Source organism: Streptomyces sp. NPDC051173, assembly GCF_040689515.1.
In the GTDB taxonomy this organism is placed as follows: Bacteria; Actinomycetota; Actinomycetes; order Streptomycetales; family Streptomycetaceae; genus Streptomyces.
Window position 1 is genome coordinate 271,442 of sequence record NZ_JBFBBD010000002.1, and the last position, 17,632, is coordinate 289,073.

A 17,632-nucleotide genomic window follows, 5' to 3' on the forward strand; every position below is an offset into this window, starting at 1 on the left:
CGAAAACCGCCACCGCACGGATGCCATGAATGGCAGACTCCGCGACCGGGCGGCGGCGCCAGTACTGCTCGACGGCCTGCCGGGTCCGTGCCCACCGTGCCGCGAAGAGCACAAAGCCCGCGGCCTGACCTGCGTGGACAAGTGCCCTTCGACGCAGAGACTAACCGAGGTTCCGACGAAGGGAGAGAGGGTGGATGATTTCGCATTTCGGGTCGTCCGGAATCATGTTTAGTTCGTCTTCGCTGAGGGTGACGACCGTGACAGTAGCGTTGCCGTCTTCGTCCTCGCAGACCTTGACGACACTGTTTTTTCCCTTGGCGTAGTCCTCTGTGGCAGTCTTGAGCGCTTTGATGATCTTCTGTTTCTTGTCGCTGCTGATGCAGGCTTTGTAGCCGTCACTCGTGTAGAGCGGGCTGCGGAACGAACCAATCGACAACGGCATATCCTTTAGGTGGCTTTCCTCCTCGTTCGAGAGCCAGCGAGGGGTACCGGTTCCGTAGATTCCGGTTCTGGAGTGGTCTGCGGTGAAGTAGACGGTGCCATCAGGTCCTTGGACCTGGATGCGGCACACTGCCCACGCGTCACCACCGCTGGTTTTGAACTCGATGGAGCATGGGGGACCGAAGTCGTTGGGAACGTTGATGCCGTAGACGTCGTCGTCTCCGCGTTCAAGGTCCTGGTAGCCGGAAATGTCCAGCTCGGTCCAGTCGGATTCCTTATCCTTCCGGCCGATGAGACGTGCAGAGATGGTGGAGTCGGTTCCGGCTCCATGGAAATTGCAGGTGGTGACGCGGACCTTGTAGGGGCGGTCAGCGTTGAAGGTGCGGCCACTGTTGTTCACTCCCGATCTCTATCGTGCAGGAATGAGGAACGGAGAGAAGACACGCCGCCAGGGTCGTATCCGCGAGAGATCCGGCGTCCGGGACGGGGGCGCTCGTCAAGGCCGACTCGCGCCGCCCGCTCGTCCGATGCAGTGTGGAGTCATCGGACCGAAGGAGAAGCCGTCATGGCGGACCACGTCTACCGAGTGACCGAGATCGTTGGATCGTCCCCGGAAGGGATCGACACAGCCATCCGGAACGGCATCAGCCGTGCGTGCGAAAGCCTCCGCCAAGTCGATTGGTTCGAGGTCACCCAGATCCGCGGACACATCGAGAACGGGCAGGTAGCCCACTTCCAGGTCGCCATGAAGGTCGGCTTCCGGCTGGAAGACGACGCGGAAGTCTAAGCAGCCAGCCGCATCGCAGCCACGATCCTCTGGAACTCCTCGACCTCCCTGAGCCAGACCTCCTTGCTCAAGGCGTCCACCATGCCGCCGGCCGCGTGGTGAGCCTTCTCCACCACGTCGTCGGGATGGACGAGGAAGTACATGGGCTGCTTCGGCGTGCCGGCCGGTATGAAGCGGATGCCCAGGCCCTTCAGCAGCCAGCCCCGCTGCTCCCAATCCATCTCGGCCCAGCGCTGCGCAAAGGTCACGCCAGTCCCTTGCTCGACCCACTGAGACGGGACCACCGGCTCCTTCTCTAGCTCCCTGAGCGTTGCGGTGTGATCTTCGAGCAGCTTCTCGGTCGCGATGTACCGGGGGTCGTCATCGTCGAACTTCAAGAGACGGTTGGTGAGACGTGCGACGCCCTTCTTGATCTCTTCGATCTGCGGGCGATTGTCCACTCCGGGCTTGAACGACTTGTTCTTGATCTCGATGTTCCCCAGGCGATGCAGGAACGCCGACTCCAGCTCGTCCTTCACCTGCTGTTGGGGCCAGCAGACCACGTAGTCGCAGACCTCAAGGTAGGAGGCCGGCCTGCTGGAGCACCAGAAGTAGTGGTAGTAGTTCTTGATCCTCGGGCTCGTCTTGGTGGCCTTCTTGTGGCTGTGCAGCTCGTGTTGCTTGCGACCACACAGGCAGTAGACAACCCCGGTGAGATCACCGGACCCGAGCTTCTCCTTCTTGCGGTACTTGTCGCCCCGAGTCTGGAGGACTTCCTGAAGGACATCCCACTCCGACTGGGTAAGGATGGGTTCGCAGAACTTCTGCGGAAGTCCGTCGGGCCCCATGATGACTTCGCCCTTGTGTACCCGCTGTCCGATGAGATGCCTCTTGGAGAGCATCGTGAACATGGCGCGGTGACTCCACTTGGTCCCCTTGACCTTGGCATTGACCTCCACGCTGTCGCCACGTTCAAGTGCGTTGACGTGGCGCTGGTAGTCGCGCGCGGTGAGGATCTTCCGCTTGTTCCAGTCCCCGACCAGCCGACCGGTTGACCAGCCCTGTTCAACGATCCTGGAGTACGCCTCACGGACCAGCTTGCTGGTCACGGGGTCGATGGCGAGTCGCCACCGGAGCTTCCCGGAGGGCTCGTGGAAGAACCTCTCGGTTCGGTATCCGAAGGGTCAGTTCCCCCCAGGCCAGAGTCCCTGTTCGCGGAAGTCTTGGACCTGGTCCTGCTTCTTCTTCTTGATTGAGTCCAGGTACTCCGAGTCCTTGTAGGACCGGAAGTGGGACATCATTCGGGAGCTGCGGTCGTAGAGATCGAAGTTCGGTTCTTCGAGGATGATCACTTGCTTGCCGTGCTCTCGGCACAGCAGCAGGAAAGCCATCCACTCCCAGTCATCGCGGGTGATTCGATCCTGAGCGGTGACCATGAGAGCTTGCCACTCGTGGATCTTAGGTTCGACCATCCACTTGCCGAGCGAGGGACGGTCGGCGAGATTCACGGAGCCGGAGACTGTGGCGTCCTCGACGTCGCCGACCATCTGGAAGCCGAAACGCTTCTCGGCGGCGTCGTGCTCCTTCTTCTGGCGAACGAGAGCGGAGCTTGCCTCGGTGTCGTGGCTGATGCGCCGGACGCCGAGAACCAGGGTTCCGGGGCCGGGCTTGGGCGGTGTTGTGTGCATAGGGGGTGCTTGCCTTACATGTCCGATCACACCCCCCGTCGCAATGGTAAAGGACTGGTCAAGCGACGAGGGGTTTTGTGATCTCTACCTCGAACCAGTCGAGGTTGCGCAGCGTCTGGGACGCCCGCCCGAGACCGTTGCGCACGGCGGCGTCGACGCCGTCCGGTGACGAGCCGACGATCTCGGTCACGCGATACGTGTGGTGGGTCATGGCACAGGCTCCAGGCGTGGAACGGTCCGGACACCCCCACCGTGACCCACCACGCGCCACCTCGCGAGGCGAGCGCGGCCGTTGGAAGACACGGCGGGCCTCCGGCGGATCTTGTGGTGGTCCTGCGGGTGTTCCGCTTCGCGGCGGTGTCCTCGAACTCCGGACGGGCTCATGCAAATGAGCTCACCCACTCGTATGCAGAACTGCACGATCCTGCAGTGGTGGGAAGCTCGACGCTCCTGCGCGGGCCCCGCAGGGCAAGCACTGGACGGGCCCTTGGACGGGCGTGGAACGAGCGAGGGGCCGGTGCGGACATGGGCGGCGAGGAATACACCAGCTGGCGCAACCACTTTCTGCTGCTGCTCGACCGGATCCCGACGCCGATCGCGGTCTGCCGGGCGGACGGCGAGGTGACGGTCGCCAACCCGGCCATGGCCGCCGAGTGGGGCACGGCGCCCGGCAGACTGCGCGGCCGCAACCTCCAGGAGCTGTTCCGGCCGCGTGCCCTCGGCAGGCTCGACCGGCACATCGAGGCGCTGCGGCTGGGCCGCCGGCCCCGTCACCCGATCGAGGTGCGCTGGGTGACCGGCGCGGACGGGATCGAGCGGGAGGGCGAACTGCTGGTGGACCCGGTGGGTGACGCCTTCCCCGCGAACCCGATGCTGCTGGCGATCCTGCGCGTGCGGACGGATCCCTCGCACCGGCCGGTGGAGCCGATGGCGGAGGTGAGTGTGGTGGAGGGGAACATCCTCGCGCTGGCCGCCGCCGGGGCCACGACCGCCGCCATCGGCAAGGCCGTCGGCCTGACCGTGGACGGCGTCAACTACCACTTGACCAGGCTCACCCGGCGCTGGCGTGTGCCCAACCGCACGGCTCTGGTGGCGAAGGCGTACGTCCTCGGTGTGCTGTCCACGCGGGAGTGGCCGCCCGCCCCGGCGCCTCAGCGGGCGCGGGGCGCGTGCCGCAGCACGCAGTCGCCGCACATCCCGCCGGGCAGGACGCGGTAGTACAGACAGCAGGTGGTGCGGGCGAAGGCCGGGCCGCCCGGCGCGGCGGCGGTCAGGGTGCCGGTGCCGCTCAGCGGTGGCGCGCCGAGCAGCGCGCGCGTCAGGGCGAGCGCGCGGGCCGCCTCCTCGGGCCGGTGCCGTTCGCGGCACCACGCGTGCAGCACCCGCAGTGATCCGGCGAGCGACGAGGCGGCGTTGCCCCACAGCAGCCGGCCGGAGACGGGGACGACGGCACGCGTCGTGGCGTGCAAGGTGGTCAGCGAGCCGTCCAGGACGTGGTCGCGCAGCTGGCCCGCCAGGTCGGCGGCGGGCGGCAGGGCGGCGGGCTCGGGCAGCCACAGGTCATCGGGGGCCGTGCGCGCGGGATGCCAGCGGAGCCGGCCGTCGGCGAGGTCGGGTACGCGGCCGGTGAGCACGGCGGAGCCGAGGGCCACGGACAGCAGCCGTCCGGCGATGCCCTGGTAGGCGATGGACGCGGCGACCCGCCGGTCCGCCGTCCCCAGCCGCTCCGCCACGGTCGCCACCCTGCGCCGCACAGCCTCCTCGGTCCGGTCCGCCAGCGGCAGGTACTCCCCCGGGCCGCCGGGGCCGGCGTCGGTGCGCAGGGCGAAGAAGGGCCCCACGGAGGCGAGTTCGCGGAGGTCCATGGGCGGGGCGGGTCCGTTCGGCGGGCGGGCGGGGTCGCCGTCAGCCTTTCACGGCCCGCCGCCGTACGCGTCTCCTGGGCCGGGGATCGCCACACCAGGCACGCCGGACATCATGACAGCGCGTCAACCTCTCGATACCCTCGGCGCTGACAACGATGTCAGGTCATATGACGTGTCAGACGAGGGGCGTGGACGATGAGATGGACCGCACACCTGCGGCTGCGCGCCGGCGCGGCCGCGCTCGCCTTCGCGGCGACGCTGGCCGGCGCGGCGCTCGTACCCCCGCAGCGGGCCGTGGCGGCCGACGACGACCTCACCGGCCTGGTGAACCCGTTCATCGGCACCCAGAACGAGGGCAACACCTTCCCCGGTGCCGCCGTGCCGTTCGGGATGGTGCAGCTGTCCCCCGACACCGGCCACAGCACCGGCTACGACTACAAGGACGGTCACATCCGGGGCTTCAGCGCCGTGCACCTGTCCGGCGTCGGCTGCCGCATCGGCGGTGACCTGCCCGTGCTGCCCACCACCGGCGAGGTGACCCGCACGGACAACGCCCGCTACGCGGCGGCGTTCAGCCACGACGACGAGCGGTCCCGGCCCGGCTACTACAAGGTCGGGCTCTCCTCGTACGGCGGGATCACCGCCGAGCTGACGGCGAGCGAGCGGACCGGCGTCCAGCGCTACACCTTCCCCTCGACCGACAAGGCCAACGTCCTGCTCAACACGGGCCAGTCGCTGCACCGCACGGTCTCCACCACCGTCGAGGTCGTGGACTCCCGTACGGTCCGCTCCACCATCACCGGCCGGGGCTTCTGCCAGGACACCCGCCCCTACACCCTGCACACCATCACCCGCTTCGACCGCCCCTTCACCGGCTTCGGCACCTGGAGCGGCGACCGGATCACCCCGGGTTCCAAGCTCTCCACCTCCACCGGGCGCAACGGCGCGTGGGTGCGCTTCGACACCACCCACGACCGGACCGTCGAGGCCACGACCGCCATCAGCTACGTCGACGCCGCGGGCGCGGAGGGCAACCTCCGCGCGGAGAGCGGCGGTTTCGACCGCACCGCGCGGCAGGCGCGCGCGGCCTGGGAGCGACGGCTGACCGACGTCCGGGCCCAGGGCGGCGGCCGGGCGCTGCGGCGCGCCTTCTACTCCTCGCTCTACCGCGCGTTCCTCTCGCCCAACATCGGCAGCGACGCGGACGGCCGCTACACCGGCTGGGACCAGCAGCCGCACCGCGCCGAGGGGTTCACCTACTACCAGAACTGGTCGCTGTGGGACACCTACCGCACCCAGGCGCAGCTGCTGGCGCTGCTCGCGCCGCGTGAGTCGCGGGACATGGCGCTGTCGGTGCTGCGCGTCGACCGCGACGGCGGCTGGCTGCCCAAGTGGGGCTACGGCACGGTCGAGACGAACATCATGACCGGCGACCCGGTGACCCCGTACCTCACCAACGCCTACCAGGCCGGGCTGCTCGCGGGCCACGAGGAGGAGGCGTACCGCGCGCTGAGGAAGAACGCGGACGGGGTGCCGCCCGCCTCCTCCCCCTACGCCGGCCGGGACGGCAACGCGGAGTACATCGGACACGGCTACGTGCCCTATCTGCCGGACCGCCCCAGGGAGAAGCCCGGCGACTCCGACTACCAGCAGGGCGCGTCGGCGACCCTGGAGTACGCGCTCGCCGACGCGGTGCTCGCGAAGATGGCCCGCGGCCTGGGCCACCGCGCGGACGCCGAGCGCTACGCCGAGCGCGCCCGGAACTACCGCAACGTCCACGACCCCTCGACCGGCTTCTTCCGCGCCCGGGACGGGAAGGGCGCCTTCACCGGTCCCGCCGATCCGGCGAAGAGCGTCGGCTTCCACGAGGGCACGGCCTGGCAGTACCAGTGGCTGGTCCCGCAGGACCTGCCCGGCATGGTGCGGCTGATCGGCGGCGCGGACAAGGCGAACGCCCGGCTCGACTCCTTCTTCGCCTACGACCGGCTGCTGAAGGACCCGGCGCGCACCGCCCGCGAGGTGTGGGTCAACGGCCCGTACGACTACTACAACGCCGACAAGTACAACCCGCAGAACGAGCCCGACCTCATCGCGCCGTACACCTACCTCTCCACCGGCCGGCCGTGGCAGACCACGGACGTGGTGCACGCCGCGCTCACCCTCTTCACCGACACCCCGGCCGGCATGACCGGCAACGACGACCTGGGCACCATGTCCGCGTGGATGGTCCTCTCCGCCATCGGCGTCTATCCGGTGCAGCCGGGCGCGGACACCTGGGGTCTGAGCACGCCGGTGTTCGAGCGGGTGGACCTGCGGCTGGACCGGCGCTGGTACCCGCGCGGGCGGCTGACCGTGACCGCGCCCGGCACCTCGGACACCGACCGCTACATCCGGTCGGTGCGCCTCGACGGCTCGCCCCACGACCGCACCTATCTGACGACCGCGCAGCTCAAGGACAGCTCGCGACTCGACTTCACCGTCGGCGGGACGCCGTCACGGTGGGGCACGACGCCGTCGGCCGTGGCGCCCGCCATCGGCTGAACCCGGGGCCCGGTGCGGGGCGGCGCCTTCCGAAGCCGCCCCCGCTCCGCGATGATGTCCGCCCCCGGCAGGGTCGACGAGAGGACATGACACATGGCCAGGCTCCGCGCGGGTCAGGGCGTACTGCGCCGCAAACCGATCGAGACCATCGAAGAGGCGGAGACCGTCGAGGGCGGCGGCCCGGCCCAGCGGCTGACCCGGTCCCTCGGGGTGTGGCAGCTGACGGCCATCGGCGTCGGCGGCATCATCGGCGCGGGCATCTTCAGCCTTGCCGGGACCATCGCCAACGGTGTCGCCGGCCCCGCGGTGCTCGTGTCCTTCCTCATCGCGGGCGTGGCGAGCGCGGCGGCGGCCTTCTCGTACGCGGAGTTCGCGGGCCTGATCCCCCGGGCCGGATCGGCCTATACGTACGGCTACGCCGTGCTCGGGGAGATCGGCGGCTGGTTCATCGGCTGGGACCTGCTGCTCGAATACACGGCGATCGTCGCGGTGGTGGCCATCGGCATCTCCGGCTACATCAACTTCCTGCTCGGGGAGATGAACGCGAAGCTGCCCACGTGGATGCTGGGCGCGCCGGGCACCGGGAGCGGGCACCGGATCGATCTGTTCGCGGCGCTGCTGTGCCTGCTGATCGCCTGGCTGCTCACCATGGGGATGCGGAACGCGGCGCGCTTCGAGACGGTCGTGGTGGGTCTGAAGATCGGGGTGGTGCTGCTGGTGGTCGTCGTGGGCTTCTTCCATGTGAAGTCGTCCCACTACACGCCCTTCTTCCCGTTCGGGGTCAGCGGCGCCTTCACGGGCGCGGCCACGGTCTTCTTCGCCGTCTTCGGCTACGACGCGATGTCGACGGCCGCCGAGGAGTCCAAGGACGCGCAGCGCCACATGCCCAGGGCGATCCTCTACTCGCTGGCCGTGTCGATGGTGCTGTACGTGCTGGCCTGCCTGGTGCTGACGGGCATGCAGAGCTACAAGGACATCGACAAGAAGAGCGGCTTCTCCACGGCCTTCAAGTCGGTGGGGCTGGACGGGATCGCGGACGTCATCGCGGTGGGCGCGATCATCGGCATCCTCACCGTCATGTTCACGTTCATGCTGGGTGTCACCCGTGTGTGGTTCGCGATGAGCAGGGACGGGCTGCTGCCCAAGTGGTTCGCCAAGACGCACCCGACGCGGCACGTGCCGACGCGCGTGACGTGGATCGTGGGTGTGGCCTCCGCGGCCATCGCCGGTCTCGTGCCGATCGGCGAGGCGGCCGAGCTGACCAACATCGGCATCCTGCTGGCGTTCGCGGTGGTGTGCACGGCGGTGATCGTGCTCCGCCGCAAGCGCCCGGACCTGCCGCGCTCCTTCCGCTGCCCCTGGGTGCCGGTGGTGCCCGCGGTCGGGGTCGCCGCGTCGATCTGGCTGATCACCTATCTCGCGTGGCAGACGTGGGTGCGGTTCGCGGTCTGGTTCGCGGTGGGGATGGTCGTGTACTTCGCCTACTCCTACAAGCATTCGGAACTGGCCCACGCGGACGCGCGCGGGATCCCCCAGGAGTGAGCGGCTATTTGAGCAGGCGGGACAGCCTGCGGTCGGCGAGCGGCATGCCGCCCGTCTGGCAGGTGGGGCAGTACTGCAGCGAGGAGTCCCGGTAGAAGACCTCGCGGATCGTGTCGCCGCAGACCGGGCACGGCGCTCCCGTACGCCCGTGCACCCGCAGTCCGCTCCTCTTCCCGGCCTTCAGCTCCGCCGCCGCGTGGCCGCGCGCCCGCTCGACGGCCGCGCGCAGCGTCGTGTCCAGCGCCTCGTGGAGCGCGGTGACCTCGCCCTCGGTCAGGCTCGCCGCGAGTTTGAAGGGGGACATCCGGGCGGCGTGCAGGATCTCGTCGGAGTAGGCGTTGCCGATGCCCGCGATCACGCTCTGGTCCCGCAGGACGCCCTTGAGCCGCCGCCGCTCGTCACGGAGCAGCGCGGCGAAGGCGTCGCGGGTGAAGTCCGGCGCGAGGGGGTCGGGGCCGAGCCGGGCGATGCCGGGTACGTCGAGGACCTCGCGGACCCAGTGGACGGCGAGCCGCTTCCGGGTGCCCGCCTCGGTGAGGTCGAAGCCCGCGCCGTCGGTGAGGCGGACCCGCAGCGCGAGCGGGCCCTTGCCGGGGCGCGGCGGGGCGTCGGGGAGGCGGTCGTGCCAGCGCAGCCAGCCCGCGCGGGCGAGGTGGAAGGCCAGGTGCGGGCCGCCGTCGGTGGCGAGGTCCAGGAACTTGCCGTACCGCCGCACGGCGGTGACCCGCCGTCCCTCGGCCTCGCTCAGCGGCGGGTCGTACGTCTTGAGCACGGACACGGCCACCGGGAGCACCCGCTCGACCGTCCGTCCCGCGAGGTGCTCGGCGAGGAACCCGGCCAGGGCCTCGACCTCGGGCAGCTCCGGCATGGGTCCAGTCTGCCGCGGCCCCGGGGCGCGGCAACCCGGCCGGGTCCGGTCAGCGCCGCAGCGCCGCCCTGAGATATGGCGCGGTCACGCTGTCCGGTGCCCCGGCCACCGCGGCCGGCGGGCCCGCCGCCACCACGCGCCCGCCCGCGTCCCCGCCGCCGGGCCCCAGGTCGATGACGTGGTCCGCGCCCGCGGCCACCGTCATGTCGTGCTCCACGACCACCACGGAGTTGCCCGCGTCGACCAGCCCGTGCAGCTGCCGCAGGAGCAGTTCGGTGTCGGCCGGGTGGAGGCCGGTGGTGGGCTCGTCGAGGAGGTAGAGCGTGTGGCCCCGGCGGGTGCGCTGGAGTTCCGTGGCGAGTTTGATGCGCTGTGCCTCGCCGCCGGAGAGTTCGGTGGCGGGCTGGCCCAGGCGGAGGTAGCCGAGGCCGACGTCCTGGAGGGTGCGCAGGCTGCGGGCCGCGGCGGGCACGTCGGCGAGGAAGCCGGCCGCGGCGTCGACGGTCATGTCGAGGACCTCGGCGATGTTCGCGCCGCGGTAGGCGATCTCCAGTGTCTCCGGGTTGTAGCGCGCCCCCTGACACGCGGCGCACGGTGCGTACGTGCCGGGCAGGAAGAGCAGTTCGACGGCGACGAAGCCCTCGCCCTGGCAGACCTCGCACCGCCCGGCGGTGACGTTGAACGAGAAGCGGCCGACGGTGTAGCCGCGGGCGCGGGCCTCGTCGGTGGCCGCGAAGACCTTGCGCACGGCGTCGAACAGGCCCGTGTACGTGGCGAGGTTGGAGCGCGGCGTGCGGCCGATCGGCTTCTGGTCGACCGTGACGAGCCGGTCGACGGCCTCCAGCCCCTCGGCGCCGGTGACGGTCTCGCCCTCCAGGTGGGCGGTCGCCTTCTCCGCGAGGACCTGTCCGACCAGGGTCGACTTGCCCGAGCCGGAGACCCCGGTGACGGCGGCGAAGACGCCGAGGGGGAAGTCCACGTCGAGGCCGCGGAGGTTGTGCCGGGCGACGCCGCGCAGCCTCAGCGCGCCGGTGGGCTCGCGGGGCGTACGCGGCGGGGGCGCCGCCCCGTCGGGGAAGACGAACCGCCGGGTCGCGGAGCCGGCCACGCCGGCCAGCCCGGCGACGGGCCCGCTGTAGAGGACCTCGCCGCCGTGTTCTCCGGCCCGTGGTCCGACGTCGACGATCCAGTCGGCGCGGCGCACGACGTCCAGGTGGTGCTCGACGACGAACAGCGAGTTCCCGGCGGCCTTGAGCCGGTCCAGGACGGTGAGCAGCGCGGCGCTGTCGGCGGGGTGGAGTCCGGCCGAGGGCTCGTCCAGGACGTAGACGACGCCGAAGAGGCCCGAGCGCAGCTGGGTGGCGAGCCGCAGCCGCTGGAGCTCGCCCGCGGAGAGGGTGGGGGTGGGCCGGTCCGTGGCGAGGTAGCCCAGGCCGAGTTCGGTGAGCACCTCGATGCGGGCGACGAGGTCGGTGGCGAGGGCCGCGGCCACTCCGTCGCCCTCGCGCGCCGGGCGCAGGGTCCGCGCGAGGTCGGCGAGCGGGAGGGCGGCGAGCGTGGCGATGTCCCGCCCGGCGAAGGTGACGGCCAGCGCCTCGGGCCGCAGCCGCCGCCCGCCGCACACCGGGCAGGGGCCGCTGACGAGGTGCCGCTCGGCGCGGGCGCGCAGGGAGGCGCTCTTGGAGTCGGCGACGGTGTGCAGGACGTAGCGCTTGGCGCTCATGTAGGTGCCCTGGTAAGGGCGTTGGATGCGGTCGGCGTCGCGTACGGGGTGGACGGTGACGACGGGCTGTTCCTCGGTGAAGAGGATCCAGTCGCGGTCGGCCCGTGGCAGGTCGCGCCAGGGCCGGTCGAGGTCGTGGCCGAGGGCGCCGAGGATGTCGCGGAGGTTCTTGCCCTGCCAGGCGCCCGGCCAGGCGGCGATCGCGCCGTCGCGGATGGACAGCGACGGGTCGGGGACCAGCGATTCCTCGGTGACCCGGTGGACCTGGCCCAGGCCGTGGCACTCCGGGCACGCCCCGGCGGCCGTGTTGGGCGAGAAGGCGTCGGAGTCCAGCTGCTCCGCGCCCTCGGGGTAGGTACCTGCGCGGGAGAAGAGCATGCGCAGGGAGTTGGAGAGGGTGGTGACGGTGCCGACGGAGGACCGGGAGGTCGGCGCGGACCTGCGCTGTTCGAGGGCGACGGCGGGCGGCAGCCCGCTGATCTCCTCGACCTTGGGCGCGCCCACCTGGTGGATGAGCCGGCGGGCGTAGGGGGCCACGGACTCGAAGTAGCGCCGCTGGGCCTCGGCGTAGACGGTGCCGAAGGCGAGCGAGGACTTCCCGGAGCCGGAGACGCCGGTGAAGACGACGAGGGCGTCGCGCGGGATGTCGACGTCGACGGCCCGCAGATTGTGCTCGCGCGCGCCGCGGACCCGCACGTAGGGGTCGTGCGCGCCGCCGTCGGGGGTCGTCATCGGGGTGCTCTCCGCGGGTAGGCGCTGTACGTTTCGCCCCGATTTTATGGGCGTGGGGGCTCGGGTTCGCGCTCGGGGGCCGTACGCCGGGTCCGGCCGGTGGCCTCGGGTGCCGCCTCGGGTGCGGCCCGGCCCGCGCGCTTCGCCGCGGCGCGGCGCAGGGCCCAGCCGCCCGTCACCGCGAGCGCGGCCACCGCGTAGGCCACCGTGCCGAGCAGGTTCGGGTCGCCGACGGCCCGGCCGCCGATGTACTTCGCCGCCCCGGCCACCGCGACGCCGAGCCACTCCCACCGCCCGTCGAGGGCCACCAGGCCGACGAGGAGCAGCGCGTACCAGGAGTAGCCGGGGGTCAGCAGCAGGAACGCCGTCCCCGTGACCAGCAGCGCGCCGCGCCACGGCCGCCCGGGGTCGCCGCGCCGGAGCACGTACGCCACCACCGCGGCCAGCACGACGAGCGTGGCGGGCAGGGCCCAGGAGTCGGGGAGCACCAGGCGCAGGAGGGCGTACCGGTTCTTCACGGTGGCGTCGTCGTAGCCCTCCTCCTGGGTGTAGCCGCTCAGATAGCCGAGGACGGAGCTGTCCGAGACGAGGATGTAGGGCAGATAGCCGAGGGCGACGACGGCGGTGGCGGGCAGCAGCACCGCGAGCGCCTCGCGTGGGCGGCGGGCGAGGCCGCTCAGCGCTCCCGGCAGGGTGACGGCAGGCAGCAGTTTGGTGGCGATGCCCGCGCCGAGCAGGGCGCCGCCGAGCGGGCGGCGGCCGGCGACGACGGTGAAGGCGGCGACGGTGAACAGCACGCTCAGCGCGTCGGCGTGGGCGTTGTTGACCGCTTCGACGGCGACGGCCGGGCACCACGCCCAGTACGCGGCGGCCCGGCCGTCGCCGCGCCTGCGCAGCGCGTACAGCAGGAGCCCCGAGGTGGCCACGGCGAGCAGCGCGCCGCCCACCTGGAAGGGCTTGTGGCGGGTGCCGGGCGGGGACAGCGCGTGGACGAGGAGGAAGTACCCCTCGGCGACGGGCGGGTAAATGGTGTGCGCGTACGGCCGGTTGATGCGCGTGCACGCCCCCTGCCCGGTGTCCGGGGCGATGCGGAAGCGCTCCGGCCGCTCGCACTGGGCGCCTTGGGGGAAGAGCCAGGGGTCGCGCAGGTGCGCCAGCCGGGGGTCGGCCGGTGCGTGGTCGTACGGCGAGATGCCCGCGGCCTGCACCCGCCCGTCCCACACGTAGCGGAAGGCGTCCGAGCTGGTGCGGGGTTCGGCGAGCAGCCCGGTGGCGGCGACGGCGACCGAACCGGCCAGCACCAGGGGCACGACGTGCCGGGCGGACACCGCGCGCAGGGACCACGCGGCCGCGGCGAAGAGCGCCCAGGCGGCCGCGTACCAGCCGGTGAGGGCGGCCGGGTCCGTGAAGTAGGCGTCACTGCCGACGGCGGCGGCGAGGACCGTGACGAGGGCGGCGAGCAGGGCGGAGGTGAGGGCGACGGCGGTACGGGGCTTCACGGTTCCACCCTGGCACCGGAAGCCCGCCTCAGCCCCCGGACCTGCGCGGGCGTCCGCGTTTCGTAAGGTGTCGATCACGCCTTGGAGGCCCTCGCGCGCGGTCTGATGGAGCCATGAAGCTCCCGCTGCGCCGCCCCTCCCCCTTGCCCCGTCCGCCCCTGCCGTCCTTCCGGGGCCGCCTCCACGACGCGCGCACCGCGACCGCGATCGGCCGCTGGCTCGGGGTGGCGGTCGCCGTGTGCTTCGTGACGGGACTGATCAGTCACTACCTCCAGCAGCCGGGCATGCTGGCGGACGTGCTGCCCAGCCGCCCTCGGTGGGGATACCGGGTGAGCCAGGGGCTGCACGTGGCGAGCGGCATCGCCGCGGTGCCCCTGCTGCTGGCGAAGCTGTGGACGGTGTACCCGCGGCTGTTCGTGTGGCCGGCGGTGCGGTCGGTGCGGCACGCGCTGGAGCGGGTGTCGGTGGCGGTGCTGGTCGCGACGGCCCTCTTCGAGCTGATGTCCGGGCTGCTCAACACGGCGCAGTGGTATCCGTACGCGTTCTCCTTCGTGCCCGTGCACTTCGCGGTGGGCTGGGTGCTGATGGGCTCCGTCGTGCTGCACGTGGCGGTCAAGGCCCCGGAGATCAGGGCGCATTGGCGGCGCCGTTCGGCGGGCACCCTGGCGCTGCCCGCCGAGGACGCCGTCGACCGGCGGTCGCTGCTGGCCGCCGTGGGCGTGGCGGCCGGAGCGGTGACGGTGACGACGGTGGGGCAGTCGTTCACCCCGCTGGGCGCGCTGGACCTGCTGGCGCCCCGGCACCCCGACCACGGCGCGCAGGGCCTGCCCGTCAACCGGTCCGCCGCGCTGGCCAGGGTGAGCACCGCGACCGTGCGGGACTGGCGGCTGCGGGTCGACGGCCCACGACCGTACGAGCTGACGCTGGACGAGCTGCGCGCCATGCCGCAGCGGGAGGTGACCCTGCCCATCGCGTGCGTGGAGGGGTGGAGCAAGTCGGCCCGCTGGACGGGCGTGCGGGTCCGCGACCTCCTGGACCGGGCGGGCGCGGCGCCCGGCGCCCTGATCCGGGTGACATCGCTGGAGGCCCACGGCGGCTACCGCGTGATGATGATGCCGCACACCTACGCCCGCGACCCGCTCACCCTCCTGGCCCTGCGCCTGGACGGCCGGGTGCTCTCCCTCGACCACGGCTACCCCGCCCGGATCATCGCCCCGAACCGTCCGGGCGTGCTCCAGACGAAGTGGGTCGCGCGGATGGAGGCGCTGTGACACGGCTCCTCGTGGGCGCGCTGGGCCTCGCGCTGATGGCCACGGGAGCGTGGGCCCTGCTCTTCGGCGCACAGCCCCAGGACCCGGCGGAGGTCGCGAAGTGGCTGCTGGGCGTGATCGTCCTGCACGACGGCGTGGTGGTACCGGTCACCTTGGCGGTGGGCTTCGCTCTGGCACGCGGGCCGGTACGGGGGATCGTACGGGGGACGCTGCTGGTGGCCGCGGCACTGACGGCGGTGTCCCTCACGGTCCTCTTCCGACCGGGGCCGGTACAGAACGCGTCGGTCCTGCCGCTGGACTATCCGCGCAACTGGGCTCTTTGCGTGGGGGTGACGGCGGGGGTGGGGCTGTCGGTGGTCGCGGGGCGGTGGTCGCGGCGGCGCCGTTCGGCTCGGGAGTGACGGCGGGCTTTTTCCCCAGGGCGGGTGCGGGGGGCTTTCGCGTGTCTGGATGCGCCCTTGACCGTCTCCGTCGCGTGGGTGACGCTCGTGGAACCAATCGGAACCCATGAGAGGGCGGCAGGCGCTGTTGGAGCGGTGCCGCGAGACTGGTCCGGTCCCAGAGACGGAGGCGGTGGTGCGCGTGCCGATTCGCATGGTGCCCGCGCTGAGGGAGGCGTGTGATGTCGCAGACCGACTTGGCGTTCGTTGACCTCTTGGCCAACACCCGTCATTCGGCCGTGCACTTGGAGCTGCGCGACTCGTACGGCGTCGGGGAGGAGGCAGCGGAGTTCGGCAAGTGGCGCGCCGGCTGGCGCCCTGATCCGGACCCGTCAACATGGTGGAACGACTTCCACACGTGGGTGCGTGACGCCACGGCGCGAGGGGTCGTGTTCCGGCGTGCCCGCATCGTCTCCGAGCCCGTGAGCGAGTACATCCGCTATGAGCACGGATGCACGTACCAGAACATTGCCGCCGGTGAACTGGTCAGCTGGCTGCCCCGTCGCAAGGCATCCGATCTTGCGTTGCCAGGTAATGACTACTGGTGCTTCGACGGGCACGTGGTCATGTGGAACCACTTCACTGGCGAGGGCGGTTCAGCAGGTCCGGAACTCGACGAGCGGCCGGACGTGGCGAAGTTCTGCGCGACAGCGTTTGATGCGGTGTGGGAGCGAGCGACGCCGCACAAGGACTACCGGATCTGACGGACCGAACCGCACATGCCCGCGTCCCCGTCATCAAGCGTTGAGGCAGCGCGGAAGGCGATCGCCGACCGACTGCGGGAGATCCGGAAGGACGCGGGCTTGTCCGGCCACACTGTGGCCATCAGCGCGGGCTGGTACAAATCCAAGGTCTCCCGTCTGGAGAACGCTGTCACCCCTGCGTCTCCCGAGGATATTCGTGCGTGGTGCCGCGTCTGCGGTGCAGACGACCAGGCCGCCGACCTGATTGCCGCTGCTCGCTCTGCCGACAACATGTATGTCGAGTGGCGGCGCGTTCAGCGTTCCGGGCTGAAGCAACTGCAACAGTCGTATCTGCCGCTCTACGAGCGGACACGGGTCTTCCGTACGTACTGCGCCAATGTGGTTCCCGGAGTCCTCCAGACTCACGCCTATGCCTCCGCGCTGCTGCGATCCATCAGCGAGTTTCACGAGACCCCCGACGACGTGAGCGGGGCCGTCGAGGCCCGGCTGGACCGCTCTGCGCGGGTGGTGCGCGAGGGGAACCACCGCTTCGCCCTGGTGCTTGAAGAGTCGGTGCTGCGCCATCGTGTGGGCGACGCGGAAACGATGGCCGGGCAGCTCGGATATCTCCTGTCCTCGATGGCGTTCCCGTCAGTTTCACTAGGTGTTATCCCGTTCGCTTCAGAGCGCCGCATGTGGATGATCGAGACGTTCAGCGTCTACGACGAGGAGCAAGCTGAAGCGGAGCTGCTGACTGCACGGGTGAACGTCACTGCGCCCAGCGACGTACGGCAGTACCTCAAGGCATTCGCCGAGTTCGCCCGACTGGCCGCCTACGGGGCCGATGCGCGGTCTCTCATCACGTCCGCCATTGACGCGCTGGAGTGATGGATGTGGAACTCTATGGAACTTCCTAGGAACTCCCGCAAGGCCGCTCCTAGCGTGGTCACCATCAGGACGACGCGAAGGGGATACCGATGACGAGCCCAACAACCTATTCCAGTCCGCCTGTTGAGCTGCCGCTGAGACTCGACGGCGACCCGCCCGCAGTGCTCGACTGCGACGTGTGCTGCGCACTGGACAGAGAGCGCCGCGAAGCCAGGGCGAGGGGTGACGGTTCCAAGGTCTCCGACTGCAACGTGGAGATCCGGCAGCACCCGCACAGGAAAACCCGGCGGGACGCCAGGGGGACGAGGTGAGCACGCACACCGTCTACCGGTACGTGCCGCACACGATCACCCACGTACCCGAGGGCGGCATCGTCTTCGAAGCGTTCTGCACCACCGATGGCTGCGGTGAGGACTCCGGCCCGCAGGACGTACACGAAGCAGCGCAGGACTGGGCGCTGCGCCACACCGGACGCACCGGTCATGATCCCTTCCGGCGGCTGGTGACCGACCACGCGCGGGTGACCCGCGCCGAATGAACCCCGGCCTGCTGAGCCACGCCGACCACGAAGGCTCAGCAGGCCGGACGGCAATGCTCCCGACCGGAACAGCCGGGGGCGAGCCCCCGGACCGCCGACCGCGCTGACGCGCCGTCCCCTCGGACTCCCCAGCCACCTCCCCTGGAC

At 70.7% G+C, this 17,632-nt stretch carries 16 protein-coding genes and 1 pseudogene; 9 read left to right on the forward strand and 8 right to left on the reverse strand.

From position 1 onward, the window contains the following. Window positions 1–160: 160 nt before the first annotated feature. Window positions 161–841, reverse strand: a complete 681-nt coding sequence (locus tag AB0435_RS02700; RefSeq protein WP_366006781.1) for a PLAT/LH2 domain-containing protein — start codon at window positions 839–841, stop codon at window positions 161–163. Window positions 842–1,006: 165 nt separating this feature from the next. Here AB0435_RS02700 and AB0435_RS02705 point away from each other — a divergent pair, with 165 nt between their 5' ends. Next, the gene (locus tag AB0435_RS02705; protein WP_366426022.1) at window positions 1,007–1,228 is read left to right on the forward strand and encodes a dodecin; all 222 of its coding nucleotides are present in this window, start codon (window positions 1,007–1,009) and stop codon (window positions 1,226–1,228) included. Here the strand turns inward: AB0435_RS02705 and AB0435_RS02710 are convergent. From AB0435_RS02710 to AB0435_RS02720, 3 genes and pseudogenes are all read right to left on the reverse strand, one after another. Further along, window positions 1,225–2,316: a recombinase family protein gene (locus AB0435_RS02710; protein WP_366426023.1), complete on the reverse strand. Its 1,092-nt coding sequence runs from the start codon at window positions 2,314–2,316 to the stop codon at window positions 1,225–1,227. The genes AB0435_RS02705 and AB0435_RS02710 overlap by 4 nt on opposite strands. Window positions 2,317–2,391: 75 nt before the next feature. Further along, complete coding sequence (locus AB0435_RS02715) at window positions 2,392–2,895, reverse strand: recombinase family protein (protein ID WP_366426024.1); 504 nt, start codon at window positions 2,893–2,895, stop codon at window positions 2,392–2,394. A gap of 85 nt (window positions 2,896–2,980) precedes the next feature. Further along, window positions 2,981–3,106, reverse strand: a pseudogene (locus AB0435_RS02720) (dodecin family protein); the annotation flags it as partial. Between the two features lie 314 nt (window positions 3,107–3,420). Between AB0435_RS02720 and AB0435_RS02725 the strand changes: the two are divergent. Continuing rightward, entirely contained in the window at window positions 3,421–4,113 is a 693-nt protein-coding gene (locus tag AB0435_RS02725) for a PAS domain S-box protein (protein ID WP_366006777.1), read from the forward strand. On the opposite strand, the gene AB0435_RS02730 is transcribed toward AB0435_RS02725, so the two are convergent. After that, on the reverse strand, window positions 4,047–4,760 hold the full coding sequence (locus AB0435_RS02730) for a (2Fe-2S)-binding protein (RefSeq protein ID WP_366426025.1): 714 nt from the start codon (window positions 4,758–4,760) through the stop codon (window positions 4,047–4,049). The genes AB0435_RS02725 and AB0435_RS02730 overlap by 67 nt on opposite strands. A gap of 195 nt (window positions 4,761–4,955) precedes the next feature. On the opposite strand from AB0435_RS02730, the gene AB0435_RS02735 reads away from it, so the two are divergent. Beyond that, window positions 4,956–7,301: a GH92 family glycosyl hydrolase gene (locus AB0435_RS02735; protein WP_366426026.1), complete on the forward strand. Its 2,346-nt coding sequence runs from the start codon at window positions 4,956–4,958 to the stop codon at window positions 7,299–7,301. Between the two features lie 93 nt (window positions 7,302–7,394). After that, window positions 7,395–8,843, forward strand: a complete 1,449-nt coding sequence (locus AB0435_RS02740) for an amino acid permease (protein ID WP_366426027.1) — start codon at window positions 7,395–7,397, stop codon at window positions 8,841–8,843. 4 nt (window positions 8,844–8,847) lie between these two features. Here AB0435_RS02740 and AB0435_RS02745 read toward each other — a convergent pair whose 3' ends face one another. Genes AB0435_RS02745 through AB0435_RS02755 form a run of 3 tightly spaced genes read right to left on the reverse strand, consistent with a single transcriptional unit; the run spans window position 8,848 to window position 13,665 of the window. Continuing rightward, window positions 8,848–9,711: a DNA-formamidopyrimidine glycosylase family protein gene (locus tag AB0435_RS02745; RefSeq protein WP_366006773.1), complete on the reverse strand. Its 864-nt coding sequence runs from the start codon at window positions 9,709–9,711 to the stop codon at window positions 8,848–8,850. A 49-nt stretch (window positions 9,712–9,760) separates the two neighbouring features. Beyond that, window positions 9,761–12,166, reverse strand: a complete 2,406-nt coding sequence (locus tag AB0435_RS02750; protein ID WP_366426028.1) for an excinuclease ABC subunit UvrA — start codon at window positions 12,164–12,166, stop codon at window positions 9,761–9,763. A gap of 44 nt (window positions 12,167–12,210) precedes the next feature. Next, window positions 12,211–13,665, reverse strand: coding sequence for a glycosyltransferase family 87 protein (locus tag AB0435_RS02755; protein WP_366426029.1), 1,455 nt, complete (start codon window positions 13,663–13,665; stop codon window positions 12,211–12,213). Window positions 13,666–13,778: 113 nt separating this feature from the next. Between AB0435_RS02755 and AB0435_RS02760 the strand changes: the two genes are divergently transcribed. From AB0435_RS02760 to AB0435_RS02780, 5 genes are all read left to right on the forward strand, one after another. Beyond that, complete coding sequence (locus AB0435_RS02760) at window positions 13,779–14,936, forward strand: molybdopterin-dependent oxidoreductase (protein WP_366006770.1); 1,158 nt, start codon at window positions 13,779–13,781, stop codon at window positions 14,934–14,936. Then, window positions 14,933–15,337 (forward strand): hypothetical protein, encoded by a 405-nt coding sequence (locus tag AB0435_RS02765; protein WP_366006769.1) that lies wholly within the window; start codon window positions 14,933–14,935, stop codon window positions 15,335–15,337. Before AB0435_RS02760 ends, AB0435_RS02765 begins: the two co-directional genes overlap by 4 nt. 221 nt (window positions 15,338–15,558) lie before the next feature. Further along, window positions 15,559–16,080: a DUF6879 family protein gene (locus AB0435_RS02770; RefSeq protein WP_366006768.1), complete on the forward strand. Its 522-nt coding sequence runs from the start codon at window positions 15,559–15,561 to the stop codon at window positions 16,078–16,080. 15 nt (window positions 16,081–16,095) lie between these two features. Next, complete coding sequence (locus tag AB0435_RS02775; RefSeq protein ID WP_366426030.1) at window positions 16,096–16,947, forward strand: helix-turn-helix transcriptional regulator; 852 nt, start codon at window positions 16,096–16,098, stop codon at window positions 16,945–16,947. Window positions 16,948–17,254: 307 nt separating this feature from the next. After that, window positions 17,255–17,485, forward strand: a complete 231-nt coding sequence (locus tag AB0435_RS02780; protein WP_366426031.1) for a hypothetical protein — start codon at window positions 17,255–17,257, stop codon at window positions 17,483–17,485. Window positions 17,486–17,632: the final 147 nt, after the last annotated feature.